This window comes from Lysinibacillus sp. CTST325, assembly GCF_054665055.1.
Genome location: NZ_BAAFHO010000020.1, coordinates 55,798 through 76,917, shown reverse-complemented (window position 1 = coordinate 76,917; position 21,120 = coordinate 55,798). Strand labels below are relative to the sequence as shown.

Genomic DNA, 21,120 nt, shown 5'->3' with positions numbered 1-21,120 from the left:
ATATATCAATTACTATAATACGAAACGGATTAAGGCAAAATTAAAAACGAGTCCGGTGCAATACCGAACTCGTTTTACCCAAGCTGCCTAATGAAATAACTGTGTCTAACTTTTAGGGGTCACTTCAGAAAGCCGCTATGCTTTTAGGTCGTTTTTTATATGGTCGAGGGAATCTTGGTGAAAATTAATGTGTCGTAATAAATAAAAGTATGCCCCTTCGGCACAACATAGGATTGATTTCCGTTCAGACTGAGCGCTTTCCTGGGGACGTCCGATGAGCTGCAAAAAGTCGCTCAGTCTCCACTCCAATCGACCATTTCACTTAGCTAGTTCTTCTTATATGTTAGTCTTATTAATAGTGATAAAAACAAAACCAACTTCAGCAAGATGTCTTTTTGTGCGAAAGCGAATAACCTGGAACAGAAACCATCCCCCATTTAATATACAAAACACATAATCTAATGTTAAACTTCCGCTTCTACCGGAATATGTTGGAATGTCGTAACATCAAATAGCCCTGTATCTGTTAGTTTTAAGGCAGGGATAACAGGTAACGCGACAAATGAAAACGTCAATAAAAAATGGAAGTTTAGTGTTGGATTGAGCTCTTGTAGGGCGTTATGCAGACTTGCTAATTGCTTCTTAGCCTCATCTGCAGGTGCATCCGTCATTAAGCCTCCAATTGTTAATGGCATTTCTGCTAATATCTCACCATCAGCTACGATGACAAAACCACCTTGAATTTCTTGAATGCGTGACAGTGCAAGTAGCATATCTTCATCATTCGTACCTACGACTAATGCATTATGCGAATCATGAGCTACAGTAGTGGCCACTGCCCCTTTTCGTAAACCAAAGCCCTTCACAATACCAAGACCTGTCGTATGCAAATTGTGATGGCGCTCAATCACTGCTAGCTTTAGTAAATCCTGTTCAACTGAAGGTACAAATACGCCATCTTTCACAGGTACATCTATTACTAAATGGTTCGTAATTAGCTGATTTGGTATAATTTCCATTACATTCGCCTTTGTCCCTTTATGGAATAGGATGCTAAGCATATCCTTCGTTACATGCGGTAAATGTACAGAGCGATGAATATGTGCTGGTACAATTGGTTCAGTGCGATTCGTTAACATCACACCGTTTTCAGCAACCTTCATACCATTTTTCCAAACTGCCTTAGCACGCATATTGTCGATGTTTTCGATTAATACAAAATCCGCCTTATAGCCAGGTGCTAAAACGCCTCGATCATATAAACGATAGCACTCAGCTGTATTAACAGTTGCAAGCTGAATAGCTTGTAACGGCTCCATACCTTCCTCAACGGCCATTGCCACATCGAAGTTAATGCTACCTTCATCCATTAGCTCGTCAACGTATTTATCATCGGTACAAAATCCAAAACGGCGAGCATTTTTTGCATTGACAGCTGGTAATAGATCACGTAAATTTTTTGCTGCTGAGCCTTCACGAATAAGAACATACATCCCTTGCTCTACACGATCGGTAGCCTCCTGTGCCGTTACACATTCATGATCCGTATGGATACCAGCAGCACGATAGCCCGTAATTTGATGACTATTTAAGCCCGCACAATGTCCATCTATAACTAAATTAGCCTGTTGTGAAAGAATAATCTTTTCAAGCATGCCTGCCTCGCCATTTAAAACAGCTGGAAAATCCATGACTTCCGCTAACCCTCGTACATCTTCGTGCTTTAAAAAAGGCTCTAAATCATCAGCTGTCAGCGTTGCTCCAGCATTTTCAAAATGAGTGCCCGGAACACTAGATGGCAGCATAACGAAGATATCCATATCTGCTTTTTTGGCGTCGTCTAGCATAAACTGAATGCCCTCCGCACCTGCAACGTTTGCTATTTCATGAGGATCTGTAATGACTGTTGTAATGCCATGCGGAATCAGTATACGGCTAAATTCTGCTGGTGTTAACATCGACGATTCAATATGTATATGTCCATCAATCAAACCAGGTACAACATATTTTCCTGCGGCATCCTCTTCGTTTTTAGCTTTAAAACTATTCATTGTATCAAGCGCCACAATTTGCCCATTGTTAACGACGATATCTGCTTTTTTCCACGTCAATGTAAAAACATCTGCAATTTGTGCATTACGTAAAATAAAATCCGCCTCAATTTCCCCTTGCGATGTTAAAATATTTTGTGCAAGCTGTTGTAGTTTATTTGTCATTCTTTGCACCCCTTTTTTCTTTTTGAATTATCATGCATGAACACTCGCCTAAATTCAAGTAAGATTTAAGAATATTTTCTCCATTTCCAATAAATAATCAAAAAACGACCACATCTTAATGGTCGTTTGTAAATTCAAGTTCTTTAGGTGGCTCTCCTTTTTTATTCATCAAACGCATACGAATTGGTTCGATTTTTAGTGTAATCATTTCATCATGATTACCAACGAAAATACTTGTAAAAAATTCGGCTAACTTATTTTTTATTCCATCCTCTAGAATTTCTGTTAGCTTTCCTTCAATTTCAACATACGTATCACCAAAGCCTTTATTTTCGTATCCATACAATATATGTGTATATGGATTTTTACGAAGCTCCTCCATTTTTTCAGAATGTTTATTCGTTACTGTGTACAAAATAAAATCTTCATGTTGGAAAGTCATATAGCGTGAGAAAGGTTTGCCATTCGCAACTGTTGCCATTGTTCCTATTTTTTCCCGATTTAAAACTTCTAATATTTCATCTCGTATAGAGGTCATGTCATCTCTCCTTTCTGATTTCCTTTTATTTTGTCCTTTTTTAGCGAGCCTAACCTTATTTTTTGAAAAGTGTGAAATGACAATCTTCGGCTTTTTTATAAATTTATTGCTATAATATTTTGTTAGACAACACGAATTTTTAGAATGAGGTTATAATGATGAAGCAAGCTTTTTTCACACGGTGTCTGTTCTTTTTAACAGGTATTTTAGTTTTATCCTTAGGTATAACGTTAACAATTAAGGGTCAGGTTTTTGGTGTTGGTTCGTGGGATGTGTTACATATTGGGCTAGCTAAAACATTAGGATTAACCATTGGTACTTGGTCAATTCTCGTCGGACTAGCCATTTTAGCATTTGATATGGTTATCACGAAGAGATTTCCACTACCAGGCACATTTATAGATATGTTTTTAGCCGGTATTTTTATTGATATATTTAACTTTTGGATACCAGATATAGATGGTTTTTGGATGCAGCTATTCGCTTATGTATCTGGCTTAATATTACTTGGCTGGGGCTGCGGTATGTATATGGTGGCAAATTTAGGCATTGGCCCTCGAGATACATTGATGCTTCTATTGGTTAATAAGCTAGGTTGGAGTGTTACACGTGCACGAACAACTTTGGAAGTGTCAGTTGCTATATTCGGTTTTCTACTTGGCGGGCCAATTGGGGTTGGAACAGCTCTAATGGCTTTTGGTCTTGGGCCAATTATACAATTCGCACTAACATTCAACGAGAAATTATTTACGAAATGGACTGGCGTGAAAAGCGCTGTGATTTAAGCTTACAAGACAATGCAAATAATGCATTGTCTTTTTTTATTCAGTTGAAATATACAGTTGAACTATATATAATCAAACTATATAGTTGAACTGTATATGAGGTGAACTTGTGAAAAAACATAAATTACTACCTTTATCTGAAACCATGCATTATATTCTACTCGCCTTACGTGAACCGTTACATGGCTATGCAATGATGCAAAAAATCGAGGAAATGAGCGCTAGTAGTGTAAAGATTGCTGCTGGCACTATGTATGGAGCAATTGAAAATCTGTTGAAATATCATTGGATTTCGCCTGTAGAGACACAGGATACGAGGCGCAAGGTTTACCAAACAACAGATGAGGGACTAGAAATACTAGCTGTCGAACAACAAAGATTGCAGCGAATTTTATCTTTATATGAGGGGGTTGATGGACATGAAAAAGTTTAAAATCTTTTTTGATATCGAAAAGGAAGAGCAATGGTTAAATAATATGTTGTCTAACGGTTGGGTTTGTACAAATGTGAGTTCTGGCGGATTTTATACATTTAAAAAGACAGCTGATCTTGAACAAATTATCCGTATTGACTATCAGCAAGATCTTCGGAGTGAAAAACGAACTAACTATAAACAGTTATATGAGGATTTCGGATGGCAAGCATTAAAGGAAAAATCATATGATGGTACCTATTATTGGTTAAAAAGAAAAGATGGCAACGATGAATTATTTTCTGATAATGATTCGACAATTTCTAAATATAAACGATTAATGAAGCATTCCAGCAATTGGGCAGTTCTCTCTTTTATATGGTTAATGATTTTTTATTCCAATGACAATTATTATTACTTTTTCAATATAAAAGTTGCTTATTTTACGCCAGGTTTATGGGATGCAAAGGGTTTTGCTTTTCTATTTTCTTTTTTATTTGAAACACCATTTGCCATCATGCGTATTGTCCCACCATGGCTATTTTTAGCAACTGGCAGCATGTACCTAGTCACGTATTTCCGTTATCGCCAATCCATACAGAAGCTTATAGAATAAACTGCAAGGAGCCACTTACCGAGTGTAAGTTGGCTCCTTTTTTGTTTCTATTTTTCTGAATCAGATGGATTTTTCCCTGTAGCCTCGATTACTTCTGGGGTTCCATCCACTGTATCTTCTTGCACATTTTCAGCGGCAGGTGGAGTAATTGTCACTAATGTATAGTCATCTTCTTGTAAAATTTCAAAGGTAAACTGTTGACGAATATCTCCTACATAAAGTGATGTCCCGATGGCTACATCAGTCACATCAACCACTATTGTTTCAGGGATTTCTGTTGGACTTACTTTTATGCGAACTTCACGATTAGGCTGTAATAGGAATCCACCATCCGCAACTCCAATAGCATTACCAGTAACCGTTACAGGAATATCAACCTCTAGTTCCTCTGCCATATTAATGGACTTGAAATCTACATGCTTAACATTACCCTTTAACGCACAGCGTTGTACTTCTGTTAACACTGCATTGATCTGTTTACCGTCTACATCTAATTGAAAAACATTTTTATTGCCGAATTGAGCTAACATTTTTGCAAATTGTCTGGCATCCAGTGATACCGCTGTTGATTCCATTTGATAGCCATATACAACGCCCGGAATAGCACCGTTTTGTCTAAGTTGAGTTAATGATGATTGACGCCCTTTATCGCGCTTTTTTACAGTTAAAACAGTATTCATCGTATTTTCCCCTTTCATGGAAACTAGTCTCATAAAAGGTTTTGCCCGTTCTATAGATTTTTATACATGAGCACAATGTATAGCTTTCTCTGACGTTCGCTCCGTTGCTCTAATTCTTCTATCCGTTTCATTGAATATATATCCCAGCAAAAAAAGCCGAGACGTTGTTATGCTCGGCAAAATTTATCTTCATTCAACAAGTGTTTTCTGTGCGAAAGCGGAGCGTCAGCAACGATTACGCCAAGGCGAAATTGATTATATAATTACAATCTTCCAGTTGCGTTTAAAGTCTCTGCTAACATTTTTGCAAACTCTCCACGGGTAATAAATTGATTTGGTAATAGATTTGTATTGGTATCTAGGGCACCGATTGCATACAAAGTCTCAGTGTGACGCAATGCTTCCCCCTGAAGATAGTAGCTATCCTCGTATGGTAAAATCACATACTCTTCTTCTTGGACAAAATCAACAGCTTCTAATGTTCGACCAAGCATTAAAATTGCCTGCTGGCGTGTGATCTTTCCATTTGGATCAAATATAGTTGGCGTTTTACCGTTTATGATTCCTAACGAATGCAAGGCACCAACATAACCAGCATACCAAGATTTTTTGGCATCGATGTCTTTGAATTGTTTTGTTTGTACTTGTTGGAAGCTGAATGCACGAGTTAATAATGCACTAACTTGAGCACGTGTTAACGAATCATTAACACCAAAATTATCTGCTGTTTTGCCTTGAACGATCCCCCTCTTCGATAAAGTAGTAATATACGAACTATACGATGATCTCCCTATATCACGAAAATAATTAGGCTGTGAATTATCAAATTTTAATTCTGCATTATTATGAATAGTGGCAATTACTCGGTCATTTAAATCTCGATACGCAACCGGCTCCAATACGCCTTTATTAACAACTTGTTTTAAGACCCCATCCTGCCCATTTTTAAAAATTTCCACTTCTAATGGCTGACGGTTATTAACAATACTTGCTTTAATACTAAAAATATCTCCTTTTTCTGATGCATTAATTGTAGCACCATATGCAGAGTACACCGTCATATTTGGCGTTTTCATATGTACATAACTAGTTGGCTCTTGGTAGGCATATGCCTGCATTGGAATGGCCAATGATATGCCTATCAATCCAGCCAATACACCCTTTGAAAGTTTTCCTTTCATCTTATTTCTCCCTTCTTTCCATATAACATAATCATACTGGATTTAGCTATCTAAAATATAGTATTTTTAGAGAATTATTCTACCAAAAAAAACTACACTTCAATTGTTCACGCTTACGAACAGTTGAAGCGTAGCACAAATATTCACCTAAAAAATCGCCACTTTGTTATCTAACAACAAGTGTAAATCATGAAGCTTTTTAATTTCATATTGTGGTTGAATATCGCTTGTATTTTCTATATCACGTATATTAAACCAGCATGTATCGATTCCAGCTTGTAGTCCACCTTTAACATCAGATGTTAAGGAATCACCAATAATCAAGGTTTTATCTTTATTTATATGATCGATACGTTCAAAAACATAATCGAAAAAAGCTGGCATTGGTTTTTGATAGCCCGTTTGCTCCGAGATAAAAATGCCTTTGAAAAATTGTGCTAAATTTGCATCCTCTAGTCGTTTATTTTGGGTAATTGTTTTACCATTTGAAACGACATATAACTCATAGTTATCTGCAAGCTGTTCAATTACTTCGTAGGCACCGTCTACATAATGATGTGCCTCTTTCAAATATTTTTGAAAAATCGCCTCAAAAAATTCTCCATCTACTTCTAAGCCGAATTCCTTTAAAGCAATTGAAAATCGAGTGTTATGTAGTTCTTCTTTAGACACCTCACCACGTTCAAAAGCACGCCACATAGATTCATTAATCTCTTTATAACGAGCAATCATCGTTGGAGTTACTGCAATATTTTCCTGCATAAATAAACGGTCAAGTGCTGCATTTTCAGCTAAGTCAAAATCTAATAATGTGTCATCCACGTCAAACAATAATGTTTCATACTTAGTCATGTCATTTCCTACTTTCTTTGGTGCTGTATTTCCATTTCACTCCTTCTATCATATCGTTTTTTGAGAAAAATGACAGTAAATCTATCTACCACTCTATTTTACAGAATTTTAGGAAATTTTATATGAAGGTAAGTTATTAAAAATATTTCCTTTATTGAGTAACGAAAATGATCATCTTGCCAAAAAATAGCCCTTTCGTTAATTTCATATTTGAAAATAACAGCGAATATGAGACAATAGAATGCTAGAAAGGAAGATGTACGAATTATGACGACTCTACAAAAAATTACGCCTGCCTTTGATCCATGGGAAGCGTATTTAGATGTTGAACAACATGGGCAAATGACCCTATCTAATATTGAATTCACAACAACGACTCTTTGTAATATGCGCTGTGCACACTGCGCAGTTGGCTATACATTACAAACTAAAGATCCAGATGCTTTACCTATTGAGCTAATCATAAAGCGTCTCGATGAAATTCCACACCTTAAAACTATCTCAATCACCGGTGGAGAACCGATGATGTCTAAGAAATCCGTTCAAAACTATGTATTGCCTTTATTGAAATATGCGCATGAACGTGGTGTGCGAACACAAATCAATTCCAACCTAACATTGGAGCCCGAACGTTATTTACTGATTGCACCGTATTTAGATGTACTACATATTTCACATAACTGGGGTACTATCGATGAATTCGTCGAAACAGGCTTTGCCATGATGGAGCGAAAACCGACTTATGAACAGCGTGCAGCTTTGTTCCAACGCATGATTGATAACTCAAAAATGCTAGCAGAACATGGTGTAATGGTATCGGCGGAAACAATGTTAAACAAAAAAACTTTACCGTACTTAGAGCATATCCATAACCAGATTATCAACGAAATGAAATGTGCACGCCACGAGGTACATCCGATGTACCCTTCTGATTTTGCTAGTGCCCTTACGTCTTTATCACTTGAAGAAACTCGTGAGGCGATTCATCATCTACTTGATATTCGTGATGAAAACACTTGGATGCTATTTGGTACGTTACCCTTCTATCCATGCAGCATGAATGGAGAAGATCAAAAGCTCCTAAAACGACTAAGAGTAGAAAAAAACGTAACGATGCGTAGTGATCCAGATGGTCGCTCTCGCTTAAATGTCAATATCTTTACAGGTGATGTCATCGTAACAGACTTTGGCGATACACCTGCGCTAGGCAATATTGTGAACGACGAGTTACCAGCGATATTCGATAAATGGATGGCAACAGATTTAGCGAAATCATTAAACTGTCACTGTCCAGCAGTAAAATGCTTAGGTCCTAACGTTCTTGTTCAAAATATGTATTATAAAGATACGAAGTTTGTTAGTGGCTCTGCTAGAGTGTAAAAAGAAAAAATGTCCGATGCATACATTTGCATTGGACATTTTTTATAGGATTTATGTTACTTTTGCTTTAACAATCAAACACTACTAAATGTCCGAACATCAGGTTGCTTCTTGTAAAAAAGTGATAGATAAAAAAATTATCTATACCTTTACTACTTTAGTATGTGAGATCATTTTCTATGGCTGATACTTTCTCCATTCGATCGATAAGAGACATTTAAACTTGTTAATTCTCTTTTAATGTTTTTAATACTTATTCATGAGGTAAATTCAGACTTTTTATTCTTTCAATTTCCTCTCTTGATAAGCCTACTAAATCCATTATTTCTTCAATTGGTTCATGACGTTTAAGTAATTTTTTCACTAACTCTATTCGCTCTTGTTTACGACCTTGTTCTAATCCTTGTTCTAATCCTTGTTCCCTTCCCTTATTGATTCCATCAATGTAGCGGGCTTCTTCATCTAGGATATACTTTAAGCGTGACTGGTAAGCAAGAATTGTTTCAGGGGATTGGCTAATTTCTTCCCATGTATCAAATACTGCACGTAAGTTTTCATCTTTCATCGCTAACTCCTCCAATTCACGATAAATCTCTGCATATACTTTCTTTTTGCGACCATCGACCATACCAAGTAATAACAGCCAGCGAATTAGTATGTCATCAAGAGGAACATTGTAAAATTGCATATATTGATCGTAATGGTTGGCCGTAACTCACTGTATCCCATACCTCTAACTAATTGTGATTCATACATTTTTGCCCAATAAAATAGCGTTCTCTTTGTCATATCTTGCTGATTGGATAATTGAATTTCCACATTGATAAGGTCACCATTTTGTGTTTTTACAAGAATATCGAGCCGAGATTGTTTATCGTCCTGATATTCACCGCCCAATTCTTGCTGAATAAACGTTACTTCTTTAATAGTATCTCTTCCGGTAAGTTTTAAAATCGCATTCAAAAAGACAATAGTAATTTTTTTATTCTTTTCACTACCGAACAATTGCTTGAAGGCAAAATCAACCTTCAAATCAAAAAACTTATCTAACGGAATTTTTCGTATTGCTTTTCGATTCATCAGGCGTCACCTCTTTTTTATTACTATCATTATATCATGGGTATACTACTAAAACTCTTTATAACATTAAAACGTATTTTGTTATTCATAAAATCATGAATTTCATTAAAGACCTACACAAAGTCTTCGAAAGTAAATAAGTTTATATCAAAAAAGCGATGTTTCCGAACTAAACATCGCTTCTTGCTTGTTATTTTCCACAAACCTTCTTATATTTCTATCATCACATGAATTCAACTCGATTTTTCTTGATTATTTGCAGTACTGCCTTTTACAAGATTCATAGAGTTTTTTCGCTAGCAAACTCGAAGCTACTCTTGTTGATTAAAAGGTTTTGCGTAAGTACTCCCGCGGCTAAAGCTGTGGGCTTTTTATTAATTCCTTTGCAATTAGCTTATAAGTATTCATGCGACTTTCTAGTGCGTATTGATTGCAGTTTAGCATCACTTCGTCAAATCCATAAAGCTCTTGCTCTGCTACTAAAAATTCAGCGATTTCCTTAGGCGTTCCGACAAGATTGGCTTTTCGATTATTGGCGATTGTCATTTTATCCAACTCTGTAAGTGGATAATCTTTTGCTTCCTCAGGTGACATCGCTTGGATGATTTGTCCCTTCATGAGATGGAGTCGTGTAATATCAATCGGCTTTGCTAAATATTCCGCTTCCTCTAGCGTATTTGCAACTGTCGCTGCATAGGTAACGATAATTTGTGGTTTCTCCATGTAATAGGAAGGTATAAAGTAATCTCTATACGTATCAAATATATCCTTTGACATATTGCCAGTGAAAAACTGCGCATATGAATAACCTACACCTAATCGTCCTGCCTGCATAGCACTTTGGCCACTAGATCCTAGTAGCCAAGCCTCAGGTAATCGGATATTAACTGGGGCCGCTATCACTTGATCATAGACATGCTCGCCTGTTTTTTGATTATTCATCAGTTTTAATATTATTTCGAGCTTATCGTATTGCTCGGTAAAACTTTGTCTCCGTCCCTCTGCTAATGCATAGATAGAGGCATGGTCGCCACCAGGGGCTCTACCGACGCCAAAATCAATACGATTCGGTGCCAAGCCACTTAATGTTTTAAAAACCTCTGCCAGCTTATATGGAGAATAGTGCATCATCATAACGCCTCCAGTACCGATACGAAGACGTTTTGTTTTCGCTGCTAAGAAAGCTGCTGTAACTTCGGGAGCTGAACTTGCCAATGAATGGCTATTATGGTGCTCTGTTAACCACATACGATGATAGCCAAGCTCTTCACCTAAAAGCGCTATTTGTTCTGTACGCTGGAAGGCTTCCTCTGCAGTATGATCTTTTGGAATAGGCATTTGATCTAAAATACTTAATCTCATTGAAAACACCCTCTCTGTCTAAACACTCCCCTCTACTGTAATATAGGAAGATCTTTTTACAAAGCGAAAGACCTTACTCATAAGCGAGCCGCTTTGCATGCCATGTCTCATAAACCATACTAATAAGCAACCGGTTTTGTACGGGACTCAATACGACATCATTAAATTTCATCGCATAAGCAGTAAATTTCCTTGTTTGTTCATCCACTACGAACTGTAAAATGGCATGTCCTTTCTCACCTTCAAATGTAATATCACCTGATAATTCGACTACATGCTCACCTGTTTTTGCTTGGTAATATCGCCAATACGGTTCAAAAAATGCGTAATTAAATGCATTACGAACAGATACATCTGAAAAATCACCTAAATACCCTTCTTTTACTGTATCGATATATTCATTATCAGTTATATCTTTTTTGGCATTATATACATATCCGACAAGTAGCCCTATAAACACAACACAAATAAATACTCTTATATGATTCCCTAAACTCAAATGCTATCACGTCCCCTTTACGCAAAAAACATCATCACCTACATAATACATTAAAATATACACACAAAGTAGAATATTTTTGATTTCTGTAGAATTTTAAAATATTCAAAAATATTTAATTCTCAAAATTAATAGAGAAATACTATTTAAGCTATTTACAGTCACGTTTCATTTCGCTACTATCAGATTATTATTATAGAAAAGAGATGACCACCGTGCCTTTCGATTTAGATGTAAACATTTTACTCATCCTTATCTTTTTTGGCTTTCTAGCCGCATTTATTGATTCTGTTGTAGGAGGCGGCGGGCTTATTTCATTACCTGCTCTTATGTTTGTTGGTCTTCCACCATCGGCAGCCGTGGCTACTAATAAATTAGCGGGCACTATGGGGTCATTAACAAGCACAATCACATTTTATCGCTCTGGAAAATTGGATATTAAAGCCGTTTATAAATTGTTCCCTTTTGTTTTTATAGGTTCCATGATTGGTGCATGGATTGTCCATCTTATGGACCCGAGCGTTCTAAAGCCTCTTATGCTTGTCATGCTAGCAGCTGTGGCTATTTATACTATTTTCAAAAAAGACTGGGGTAGCATTTCTACTTATAAAAAATTGACACCTAAACGTTACGCACTTTTCGTAGCGATTATTACTTTAATCGGCTTCTATGATGGCTTTTTAGGGCCAGGGACAGGCTCGTTTCTACTGTTTGCCTTTTTAATAGTAGGCTTTGACTTTTTAAAATCAGCAGGCAATGCCAAGTTTTTGAATTTTGGAAGTAATATTGCCGCCCTTCTTATGTTTATATACTTAGGGCAAATAAATTATGCCTATGGTTTACCAATGGGACTTGCGCAAATTGCTGGAGCTATTGTTGGTTCTAAATTTGCCATTAAGCGTGGTAGTGGGTATGTACGTAATTTATTTATCGTTGTGACAATTCTATTACTTTTGAAAAATACATATGACTATTTTTCATGATTGATTCGTTATATTTAAAAACAAAATAAAGGGGCTGGGACAAATGTGTTTCAGCCAACAAAAATACCGAACTATCCAATGAAACTCTCATGAAGTGTTTCGGAATAGTTCGGTTTTTCTATTTATCGTGTTTTGTTCATTTAGAGATTATTCGGCTTTATGAAGGAACCATTTAGTTATGTCCCAGCCTCTTTATTCGTTTTGTATATATGTTGTTTTAGGTGACACTACTTTACAATTACAATAGTCAATTCTCAATGAATATTCCATCTACTCTTCACTTTTCTTTGTCGTTTATCGATAATATTGACTTTTATTTTTTTCTTTTACGGATACTCTTAGCTTCCAAAGCTCTTTAGCTAACTGAAATACTTCTTCATCATTCCCATCTTCAATCGCTACTTTTCTTGCTTTTAATAGAGCATTTGCAGCAGGTGATAAATCAGGACAATCCAGTACCCATTTTTTATAATCTTCTATAAAAGGTGCTGTATCACTCCAAAGATAATTATGTTTTAAAAATGCAGCACCCACTGTATTTCTATTAAGCTCTTGTTTATATCGAAACAGCTCTTTCTCATCGTTACCTAATAATACTATTTGCTTTCCATCTATAAATACAAGTGAAATATCTTCCTTTTTTAAGATAGTTTCTTCATCTCTAAGTTTTAACATAACTTTCTCATCGTAAATAGTCATTTCTAAGCTTTCATGAAAAGAAAATAATGTCACCATAATTCCCGCAAGCAATCCAAGAACCATTGTGATAAAACCTACCCATGCTCCATTATAAGATGCAATTAGATTTAAAGGCCCTTGGAAAGGTATCCATGGTAAAGTACTAGCCCATTTAGCAATACTCGGAAGAAACCAACCAAGCACTAAACCGAGAAGCGGGAAACCAAGCCACAGGATCACCTTATCAGTTTTAGAAAAATTTAACAATGTATAATTATTATCCATACTTTTATTCATCATTTCACCTTTATTTACTCAATATTAGGTAAATAATAACACTAGATTAATATACTGTCAAAACGATTCGTTGTGTTCTAATCGCGTTCCCCCTCTATTATAGATTTAGCATTCCAACGTTCTCCAACAGTTATTTCAATAATTTCAGAAGCTCTTCTTCCTACTCAAAATAATAACTACGTAACCCCATTTCCAATTACAGCCAATTCACTCTTTCCCCTTTCTAAGCAATAGCAAAAGGTTTATAATTTGCTATGATTTTTCGCCAAAATAAAATGGACGGTAAAGTGAAACTTTAATCTGTGGAGGTTTTCTTCATTCCCACTGATTGTTAGCCCTCACTATTGGGTTTTTACGGATAGTTAATGCAGAATAAATTACTAATTATTTATCTTTGATGTTAACAAAATAAGATAAGTTTTTTATGCTATCAACTTTTTTCCACCTTTCACACGTCTAGTAGTTGTATACAATTTGAAAATGTTATAAAGGAGCTTCTTTGGACATGAAAACAAGAAATGCATTTCAACATGAAGAGGTGTTTGTCCAGTTAATTCGCGAACAGAAAGAGCGTTTTTATTTGCTCGCGTATAGCTATACGAAAAATGAACAGGACGCACTTGATGTTGTACAAGACAGTATTCAAAAAGCAATGCTTTCTCTCGATCGACTAGAAAATGTCGAGTATATGAAAAGCTGGTTTTATAAAATCGTCGTACGTACATCTATAGATTTTTTACGTAAGCATAAACGCTTACAAGTGACAGACGATGATACATTGCAATTTTTAACACCTGCACAAGAGGATGTCTACGAAAACGTTGATTTAGAGCATGCGTTAGATGACTTACCCGTAATGTATCGTGAAGTTGTTATTTTACATTATTTTGAAGATTTAAAACTCGCTGATGTTGCCAATATCCTTAACATTAAGCTGAGTACTGCTAAATCACGTCTTTATAAAGCGCTAAAACTATTGAAAATACAGTTGGAAGATGTGAAGGGAGAAACAGCACATGGATGAAAAATTAAAAGAATTAGAAAAACAATATAATGAGGTATCTATTCCAAAGGAGCTTGATTTTGTGGTTGAAAACGCATTAAAACAAGGTAAAAAGAAAAGAAAAAAACGAGCACCACAATGGCTACTTGGATCTGCAGCAGCTGCAATGCTTTTTACAGCTGGTTTAAATGTCAGTCCTGCAATGGCACGAACACTTTCAGATATTCCTGTTGTTGGTAGTGTCGTAAAAGTCTTAACTTGGACTGAATATGAAGTAAAAGAAGAGACATATGATGCAGACATTAAGGTACCTTCTATCGAAAACTTAGAAAATAAAGATCTTGCTAATGCTTTAAATGAGAAATACCGTTCAGAAGGCAAAGCTCTTTATAATGACTTTGTTGCCGAAGTTGGTGATTTAAAGGCTAACGGTGGCGGCCATTTAGGCGTAGAAAGTGGCTACGACGTAAAAACAGATAATGACCAAATATTGTCAATCGGTCGTTATACGGTCAATACAGTAGCATCATCTTCTACAACCATGCACTACGATACAATTGATAAACAAAATGAAATTTTAATTACACTGCCAATGCTATTTAAAGACGATAGTTATATTAAAACTATCAGCGCAAACATTATCGAACAGATGCGCAAACAAGCTGCTTCCAACTCAGATAAAGTGTACTGGGTAAAAGGAGGAGGTCTTCCTGATGAGGAGGTCTTTGATGGCTTTACAGCTATCAAGGCTGATCAACAATTCTATATCTCTGATAAAGGTAAGCTTGTTATCTCCTTCGATAAATACGAAGTGGCTCCAGGTGCAATGGGCATAGTGGAATTCGAAATCCCAACAGATGTCCTTAAAAAGGATCTTGTAAGCTCTAATTATATTCATTAATCATTTGCACTATAGTGAAAGTGAAACTTTAATCCGTGGGGGTTTTCATTACCCTCACGGATTATTAGTATTTACCAATCAAGCTTCTACGGGCAGTAGTCTCCCACCTCACTTCTTTATGGTGGGAAACTTACTGTCCTTTAAAATATAATTCTAAAAAACGAGGTATTTGAACTGTCAATTACCTCGTTTTTTTCTATAAAAAATTTTTCCTTGAACGATTTAAAATTCTCTTTACAGAGCAGTTTGTCATACTTATAATCCTCTCACTTTTTGTCTAAGCTAAAGTGTATCAATTAACGTTAGAGGGTTTTCATATGAAAGGTGTAGGATCGATTAGTATTTTACATGTTGTCTTCTTATCTATGACTGTTATTGGCTTAAAAAATCACGTGACAATTATTCCTCCGCTACTCAAAGTTGTAGGGAGAGATGGTTGGGCATCTGTATTATTGGCTACTGTTATTATATTCTTCTGGCTATTTCTTTTAGTTTATATTCAAAAAAAGATGAATCAAGAACCTATTAGAGACTGGTTAGATGGAAAAATCGGGAAAATAGGCTCTACAATTGTCATCTATATTATAGTTATTTATTTACTCATTCTAGCTGCTTTTACGATGGTTGAAACACTGCAATGGGTAAACACAACGTTTTTACCTGAAACCCCGTCCATTATATTATTACTCATTTATACGATTCTTTGTATTTTACTCGTTACAACTAGCTTACAAACCATTGTTATGTTAAATGTCTTTGTACTATTCGGTGTAGTAGTCTTTGGTTTTTTTGTAGCATTTACAAATATACAGGTAAAAGAATACGAGTTATTACGTCCCTTTTTTGAGCATGGGTTCCAACCCGTTATGAAAGGGATGATTTACCCGGCATCAGGATTTATTGAATTAATAATACTTTTATTTTTACAGCATCAATTTAAAGAGCAGGTCCGTTGGTATCATTTTGGCATCATGCTCATTATTTTAATGGGACTTACTTTAGGTCCACTCATGGGAGCAATTGCAGAATTTGGTCCAACCGAAGCCGCAAAGCAAAGATATCCTGCATATGAGGAATGGGGACTAGTATCAATTGGTCGCTACATTGAGCATCTTGACTTTTTCTCCATATACCAATGGCTTACTGGTACATTTATAAGAGTTAGCTTCCTCTTATATGTAATAGCGGATTTATTGAAAATGACTGGGGCCCCGAAGCAAATTTGGAGAATGTTAGCTCCGCCCTTCTTTCTACTTTGTCTACCGCTAATTATTTTAAATGAAAACATATTTTTGAAGGTGAAAGGGAACTATATATTAACAGTTACTTTTATTTTCTTTTTTCTTCTGTCAATTTTTTTCGTACTAGTTGCGTTCTTTTCAGGTAAGTCTTCTCAAAAAAAGAAACCTGAAAAACAAGAGATGGAAAGTGGTGAATCATAATGCCTCAGCAGGAGAAGGCGATAGATCTAAACACCTTAAAAAAACTATTTCAAAAATCAGCAGATATTCAATTTCAGGAATATACATTTAATCAAAAAAAGGTTCAATTTATTACCTGTGATGCGATGATAGACCAGCAAATGCTCAATGAAGTCATTATTCGGCGTGTTCAATATCTTTATGACAATTTAGCTGATACATCCTTAGAAGAGAATATTATAAATCAACTTCATATTCCGACGCTTCAAAAAATCAAAGATATAGAAGAAGCCATTACCTTTGCATATACTGGTTTCCTACTGCTTTATTTTGAAGAGGAAGAACTTTTGTATGCTAGTAATATTGCTAAAAAGCCTAATCGAAATCCTGAAGAAACAAGGATGGAGGTTCTCGTTAAGGGGCCAAGGGATAACTTTATTGAGGACATCCGCGTCAACATTGCACTAATGCGAAAACGTTTACCTACGAATTCTTTTTGTGTAGAAAAAGTGGAATTAGGCAAACGTTCAAAAACAACCGTGGCTATTCTTTATTTTGATGATATTGTCGATATGGATATTTTACACGGAATTAAAAAGCAACTGGCCGCTGTAGATACTGATATTATCTTTAGTGGGGATGTCCTGATGGAGCGAATTAATAAAAACTCCAAGCTTTTCCCTAAATTCGATTACACGGGACGACCCGATTATGCTATTCAGGCTCTAGTTAGAGGACGCTTTCTTATTTTCGTCGATGGTGTAGCATATGGCGTCATCACACCTGTAAATTTATTTTTATTATTAAAATCCGCTGAGGATAATGAATATCCCATCGTCTTCAGTTCTATAGAACGACTTTTGAGGATCCTTGGCATTTTAATCGGTTTGCTATTGCCTGCATTTTGGCTTTCTCTGACGACCTATCATCAAAATCAGCTACCATTCCAGCTTTTAGCAACAGTCGTCCAATCAAAAACAGGTTTACCTCTCCCCTCCTCTCTCGAAATGCTAATAATGCTACTTATGTTTGAATTGTTTCGAGAAGCGGGCTTACGTCTACCTTCTGTTATTGGTGGTACGATAAGTGTTGTCGGAGGTTTAATTATCGGTGATGCAGCCATTCGTGCAGGTGTGACAAGTCCAGAAATGATTGTGGTTATTGCGATTTCTACAATTGCATCATTTACTCTTGTGAACCAATCTCTTGTCACAACCATCAGTATATTGCGTATTGCGTTCATTCTTGCCAGCGCTTTCTTTGGTTTATTTGGCTTTTTCATTTCACTTTACTTTACACTTCTTTACTTATGTAATATCAGGATTTATGGTTACTCTTACATGAATCTTGCAACAGATTTAAATTGGACAACAATTAAAAAATCGATCTTCCGCTTATCACCCAAAGGCTACACTGAACGTAATAAAGCACTTGCACCCCAAGATAACACTCGTACATCTAAAAGCAGGAAGAAGCAATGAAGAAAAAAATTATTTTAATATTAAGCTTAGCTACTTCACTACTTCTTTCAGGATGTTGGGATGTTAATGAAGCACAAAGAATGTATTATGTAGATGGAATTGGTATTGATTATAAAGATGGTCAGTATAAAATATACTTGCAATTAATTAACTTCACCAATGTTGCAAAATCCGAATATCCTAATCCCGAAACAATACAGGCGGAAGTTGGACAATCTGGTGGAAAAACATTGGAAGAAGCACTTTTTAAATTATTTCGATCCGTCGACCAAAAAGTGTTTTGGGGGCATATGACATTTATAATTTTCTCCGAGGAAGCGCTGAAAAATAAAAATGCCCTCTCTGTTATAGACACTGTGTTGCGGTATAGGGAAACAAGGTATCAAATATGGACCTATTGTACACAAGATCCTATAAAAGACATCCTTCTTATAACGCCGATTTTGAATAAACCTCTTATATCATCAAAGCTTAGTACTCCTTTAGATACAGCTGATGAAGAAACATTCGTCGAGCCCGTTAATTTCCGAAATTTAGTTATTGGCTTAAATGAACCAAATCACGAAATTGGTATCCCTTATGTAACAATCAATAAAAGCTGGAAAACGGCAGAGCAACAAGGTCAGGAAACTGCATTAACAGGGGTCGGGGTACTTTCTAAAAGTGGGTTTAAAGGCTTTATTAAGAATGGCGCTGCAAGAGGCATGCAATGGATGCATAATAGAACGCATCGAGGTGAATTAACCTTTAAGTTAGATGATAACGAAACAGATTATTTAACGGCAACGTTGGAAAAAATAAAGGTAGATATTGAACCACTTGTTAAAAATGATCAAGTAACATTTGATGTAGTTGTAAAATTAAATGCAACTTTAAATGGTTTCAAAACTAATATTTCAGAAGATGAAATTAGAAAAAAGATTATAAAAGAAGTGAAAAAGGAAATTAGAAGAACATATGAAGAAGCATTAGCGAAAGATATTGATATTTATCGCCTTTCTGAACATCTATACAGAAAAAATGTGAAAGTATGGAAAAAACTCGAGAAGGATGGAAAGATCCCATTAACACCCAGTACTATCAGTAAATTAGAAATAGACGTTCACCAAGTAAATTCTGGCCGTAAAACATTTACAGGAACAATTAATGAATAAACTAGAAATATCCCCTTAAATGTACATAACTATTTAAGCGGATATTTTATTTTAAAGATTAAACTTTATTTATTCATTTTCGCATTCCAATTTTTCGGGTATTCACCAAAGGTTGTGCTCATCATAACGTATGGCTGATTTCCATTCCGACTGGGCGCTTTCGCACAGAAAACATCCGCTTCGTTGCAAGGTCTCCGGTCAACAGATGTTTTTTGCGCGTAAGCGAAGCGGCAGCAACGTGTTTTGACTGTGCGAAAGCAATGCGACAGCAACAGCACGATGTTGCTCCTAAGGCGTTATCATAGGACGTGATTTTAGCCTTCTTTCCTCTATCGCTATTCCTAGAAGTCGCCCAGCCGGAACGAAGATCAACTTATGGCAATATCCTGCGATATTGTCTTAATAATTATAGTTCATAAGGAATGCTTATTTATATCCAATCCTCAAAAAATTATATTAAATAGCCTTCCCAGACAACAACCATCAAAACATTTAACATATCTTCACATTTTGATTTGCAATTGACAATCAGCATGCTATAATTCATATATAAAGAATTGAATAGCTTTTGACAGTTATGTCAAAGGGGAGTAGCTAGCAGATGTAAACAAAGCATCTGATTTCACATTCGTCATTACATGGTTATTTACCATCGGGTGTGAAGGCATATCTTGGCGTACAGATATTTTTCTGTGCAATAACCAATTAATTAGCTTAGCAAGACCTTTGCCTATTTTTTAGGCAGGGGTCTTTTTATTTTGCCTAAAAAAGCAAAGAATAAGTTAAAAGCAGTTTATTCATTTCTGTTCAAAGTATAAAGGAGGAAATACATTTGGAGGCAATTATACTAGAATACGCATGGGTCCTCGTCGTATTAATTGTACTGGAAGGTTTATTAGCTGCCGATAACGCCGTTGTTATGGCCGTTATGGTTAAGCATTTACCAAAAAATCAACAGCAAAAAGCATTGCTATATGGTTTAGTGGGAGCATTTGTCTTCCGCTTTGCTGCACTATTTCTGATTACAACGCTCGTTAACTTTTGGCAAATTCAAGCTCTAGGTGCTGCTTATTTATTAATTATGTCAACGAAGCATATTTATGATTCGCGAAAAGCTGCACAAAATCCCGAGGAAATTCAGGAGACTAAAAAACAATCTGGTTTCTGGATGACCGTATTGAAGGTTGAGTTTGCTGACATTGCCTTTGCCATAGATTCAATATTAGCTGCTGTCGCCATTGCAGTTACACTACCTCATATCGGAAATTTCGATGTTGGCGGTATTAATGCCGGGCAATTCGCAGTGATGTTTTTAGGTGGTATTATCGGTGTTATTATGATGCGTTTTGCTGCTCGTTGGTTCGTGAAAATACTCGATAATTATCCATCACTTGAAACAGCTGCCTTCTTAATCGTTGGTTGGGTTGGTGTAAAGCTGGCTGTTCTAACATTAGCACACGAAAAACTAGGTATAATTCCACATGAATTTCCACACTCAACAGTATGGAAGGTCATTTTCTGGACTGTCTTAGTTGGAATTGCCCTTGGTGGTTATTTAGTCGGCGTAAAAAATCAAAGGAAACATGCAAAATAATGCCTGA

General features: G+C 36.1%; 22 protein-coding genes. 12 read left to right on the top strand and 10 right to left on the bottom strand.

Translation table 11 applies throughout. The features are described 5' to 3' along the window. Positions 1 to 91, top strand: a 91-nt coding sequence (locus ACYQ73_RS26275) for an IS3 family transposase (RefSeq protein ID WP_460014390.1), incomplete at its 5' end; no start/stop codon positions are given. Between the two features lie 373 nt (positions 92 to 464). Here the strand turns inward: ACYQ73_RS26275 and ade are convergent. Both ade and ACYQ73_RS26265 read right to left on the bottom strand, forming a co-directional pair. Next, positions 465 to 2,216: an adenine deaminase gene (gene ade / locus ACYQ73_RS26270; RefSeq protein ID WP_460015153.1), complete on the bottom strand. Its 1,752-nt coding sequence runs from the start codon at positions 2,214 to 2,216 to the stop codon at positions 465 to 467. A gap of 115 nt (positions 2,217 to 2,331) precedes the next feature. Next, the gene (locus tag ACYQ73_RS26265; RefSeq protein WP_460015152.1) at positions 2,332 to 2,754 is read right to left on the bottom strand and encodes a pyridoxamine 5'-phosphate oxidase family protein; all 423 of its coding nucleotides are present in this window, start codon (positions 2,752 to 2,754) and stop codon (positions 2,332 to 2,334) included. Positions 2,755 to 2,912: 158 nt separating this feature from the next. Between ACYQ73_RS26265 and ACYQ73_RS26260 the strand changes: the two genes are divergently transcribed. The 3 genes from ACYQ73_RS26260 to ACYQ73_RS26250 all read left to right on the top strand — a co-directional run bounded on the left by ACYQ73_RS26260 (position 2,913) and on the right by ACYQ73_RS26250 (position 4,567). Beyond that, a complete protein-coding gene (locus ACYQ73_RS26260; RefSeq protein WP_460015151.1) occupies positions 2,913 to 3,539 on the top strand; it encodes a YczE/YyaS/YitT family protein in 627 nt (208 codons plus the stop codon). A gap of 145 nt (positions 3,540 to 3,684) precedes the next feature. Beyond that, a complete protein-coding gene (locus ACYQ73_RS26255; RefSeq protein ID WP_460015156.1) occupies positions 3,685 to 3,972 on the top strand; it encodes a PadR family transcriptional regulator in 288 nt (95 codons plus the stop codon). Beyond that, a complete protein-coding gene (locus ACYQ73_RS26250) occupies positions 3,959 to 4,567 on the top strand; it encodes a DUF2812 domain-containing protein (RefSeq protein WP_460015150.1) in 609 nt (202 codons plus the stop codon). Before ACYQ73_RS26255 ends, ACYQ73_RS26250 begins: the two co-directional genes overlap by 14 nt. A gap of 47 nt (positions 4,568 to 4,614) precedes the next feature. Here the strand turns inward: ACYQ73_RS26250 and ACYQ73_RS26245 are convergent, their stop codons facing one another. The 3 genes from ACYQ73_RS26245 to ACYQ73_RS26235 form a co-directional block, all read right to left on the bottom strand. Further along, positions 4,615 to 5,247, bottom strand: coding sequence for a 50S ribosomal protein L25/general stress protein Ctc (locus ACYQ73_RS26245; protein ID WP_460015149.1), 633 nt, complete (start codon positions 5,245 to 5,247; stop codon positions 4,615 to 4,617). Positions 5,248 to 5,510: 263 nt separating this feature from the next. Then, complete coding sequence (locus tag ACYQ73_RS26240; RefSeq protein WP_460015148.1) at positions 5,511 to 6,428, bottom strand: S-layer homology domain-containing protein; 918 nt, start codon at positions 6,426 to 6,428, stop codon at positions 5,511 to 5,513. Positions 6,429 to 6,575: 147 nt separating this feature from the next. After that, a complete protein-coding gene (locus tag ACYQ73_RS26235; protein WP_460015147.1) occupies positions 6,576 to 7,280 on the bottom strand; it encodes a YjjG family noncanonical pyrimidine nucleotidase in 705 nt (234 codons plus the stop codon). A gap of 267 nt (positions 7,281 to 7,547) precedes the next feature. Between ACYQ73_RS26235 and yfkAB the strand changes: the two genes are divergently transcribed. Beyond that, positions 7,548 to 8,660: a radical SAM/CxCxxxxC motif protein YfkAB gene (gene yfkAB, locus ACYQ73_RS26230; protein ID WP_460015146.1), complete on the top strand. Its 1,113-nt coding sequence runs from the start codon at positions 7,548 to 7,550 to the stop codon at positions 8,658 to 8,660. 253 nt (positions 8,661 to 8,913) lie between these two features. Here the strand turns inward: yfkAB and ACYQ73_RS26225 are convergent, their stop codons facing one another. The 4 genes from ACYQ73_RS26225 to ACYQ73_RS26210 form a co-directional block, all read right to left on the bottom strand. After that, the gene (locus ACYQ73_RS26225; RefSeq protein WP_460015145.1) at positions 8,914 to 9,348 is read right to left on the bottom strand and encodes an Rpn family recombination-promoting nuclease/putative transposase; all 435 of its coding nucleotides are present in this window, start codon (positions 9,346 to 9,348) and stop codon (positions 8,914 to 8,916) included. After that, entirely contained in the window at positions 9,312 to 9,740 is a 429-nt protein-coding gene (locus ACYQ73_RS26220) for an Rpn family recombination-promoting nuclease/putative transposase (protein ID WP_460015144.1), read from the bottom strand. The genes ACYQ73_RS26225 and ACYQ73_RS26220 overlap by 37 nt, the downstream gene beginning before the upstream one ends. 354 nt (positions 9,741 to 10,094) lie before the next feature. Further along, positions 10,095 to 11,102: an LLM class flavin-dependent oxidoreductase gene (locus ACYQ73_RS26215; protein WP_460015143.1), complete on the bottom strand. Its 1,008-nt coding sequence runs from the start codon at positions 11,100 to 11,102 to the stop codon at positions 10,095 to 10,097. Between the two features lie 73 nt (positions 11,103 to 11,175). Then, the gene (locus ACYQ73_RS26210; RefSeq protein ID WP_460015142.1) at positions 11,176 to 11,601 is read right to left on the bottom strand and encodes a hypothetical protein; all 426 of its coding nucleotides are present in this window, start codon (positions 11,599 to 11,601) and stop codon (positions 11,176 to 11,178) included. A 215-nt stretch (positions 11,602 to 11,816) separates the two neighbouring features. On the opposite strand from ACYQ73_RS26210, the gene ACYQ73_RS26205 reads away from it, so the two are divergent. After that, positions 11,817 to 12,584, top strand: coding sequence for a TSUP family transporter (locus ACYQ73_RS26205; protein ID WP_460015141.1), 768 nt, complete (start codon positions 11,817 to 11,819; stop codon positions 12,582 to 12,584). A gap of 294 nt (positions 12,585 to 12,878) precedes the next feature. Here ACYQ73_RS26205 and ACYQ73_RS26200 read toward each other — a convergent pair whose 3' ends face one another. Then, complete coding sequence (locus tag ACYQ73_RS26200; protein WP_460015140.1) at positions 12,879 to 13,562, bottom strand: YqeB family protein; 684 nt, start codon at positions 13,560 to 13,562, stop codon at positions 12,879 to 12,881. A 502-nt stretch (positions 13,563 to 14,064) separates the two neighbouring features. Here ACYQ73_RS26200 and ACYQ73_RS26195 point away from each other — a divergent pair. The 6 genes from ACYQ73_RS26195 (at position 14,065) to ACYQ73_RS26170 (ending at position 21,113) form a co-directional block, all read left to right on the top strand. Next, positions 14,065 to 14,583: a sigma-70 family RNA polymerase sigma factor gene (locus ACYQ73_RS26195; RefSeq protein ID WP_100543794.1), complete on the top strand. Its 519-nt coding sequence runs from the start codon at positions 14,065 to 14,067 to the stop codon at positions 14,581 to 14,583. Further along, on the top strand, positions 14,576 to 15,463 hold the full coding sequence (gene rsiV, locus ACYQ73_RS26190) for an anti-sigma-V factor RsiV (protein ID WP_460015139.1): 888 nt from the start codon (positions 14,576 to 14,578) through the stop codon (positions 15,461 to 15,463). Before ACYQ73_RS26195 ends, rsiV begins: the two co-directional genes overlap by 8 nt. A 317-nt stretch (positions 15,464 to 15,780) precedes the next feature. Then, the gene (locus tag ACYQ73_RS26185; protein ID WP_460015138.1) at positions 15,781 to 16,905 is read left to right on the top strand and encodes an endospore germination permease; all 1,125 of its coding nucleotides are present in this window, start codon (positions 15,781 to 15,783) and stop codon (positions 16,903 to 16,905) included. After that, on the top strand, positions 16,905 to 18,365 hold the full coding sequence (locus tag ACYQ73_RS26180; RefSeq protein WP_460015137.1) for a spore germination protein: 1,461 nt from the start codon (positions 16,905 to 16,907) through the stop codon (positions 18,363 to 18,365). The genes ACYQ73_RS26185 and ACYQ73_RS26180 overlap by 1 nt, the downstream gene beginning before the upstream one ends. Next, positions 18,362 to 19,519, top strand: coding sequence for a Ger(x)C family spore germination protein (locus ACYQ73_RS26175; protein ID WP_460015136.1), 1,158 nt, complete (start codon positions 18,362 to 18,364; stop codon positions 19,517 to 19,519). The genes ACYQ73_RS26180 and ACYQ73_RS26175 overlap by 4 nt, the downstream gene beginning before the upstream one ends. An 832-nt stretch (positions 19,520 to 20,351) precedes the next feature. Beyond that, positions 20,352 to 21,113, top strand: a complete 762-nt coding sequence (locus ACYQ73_RS26170; RefSeq protein ID WP_460015135.1) for a TerC family protein — start codon at positions 20,352 to 20,354, stop codon at positions 21,111 to 21,113. Positions 21,114 to 21,120: the final 7 nt, after the last annotated feature.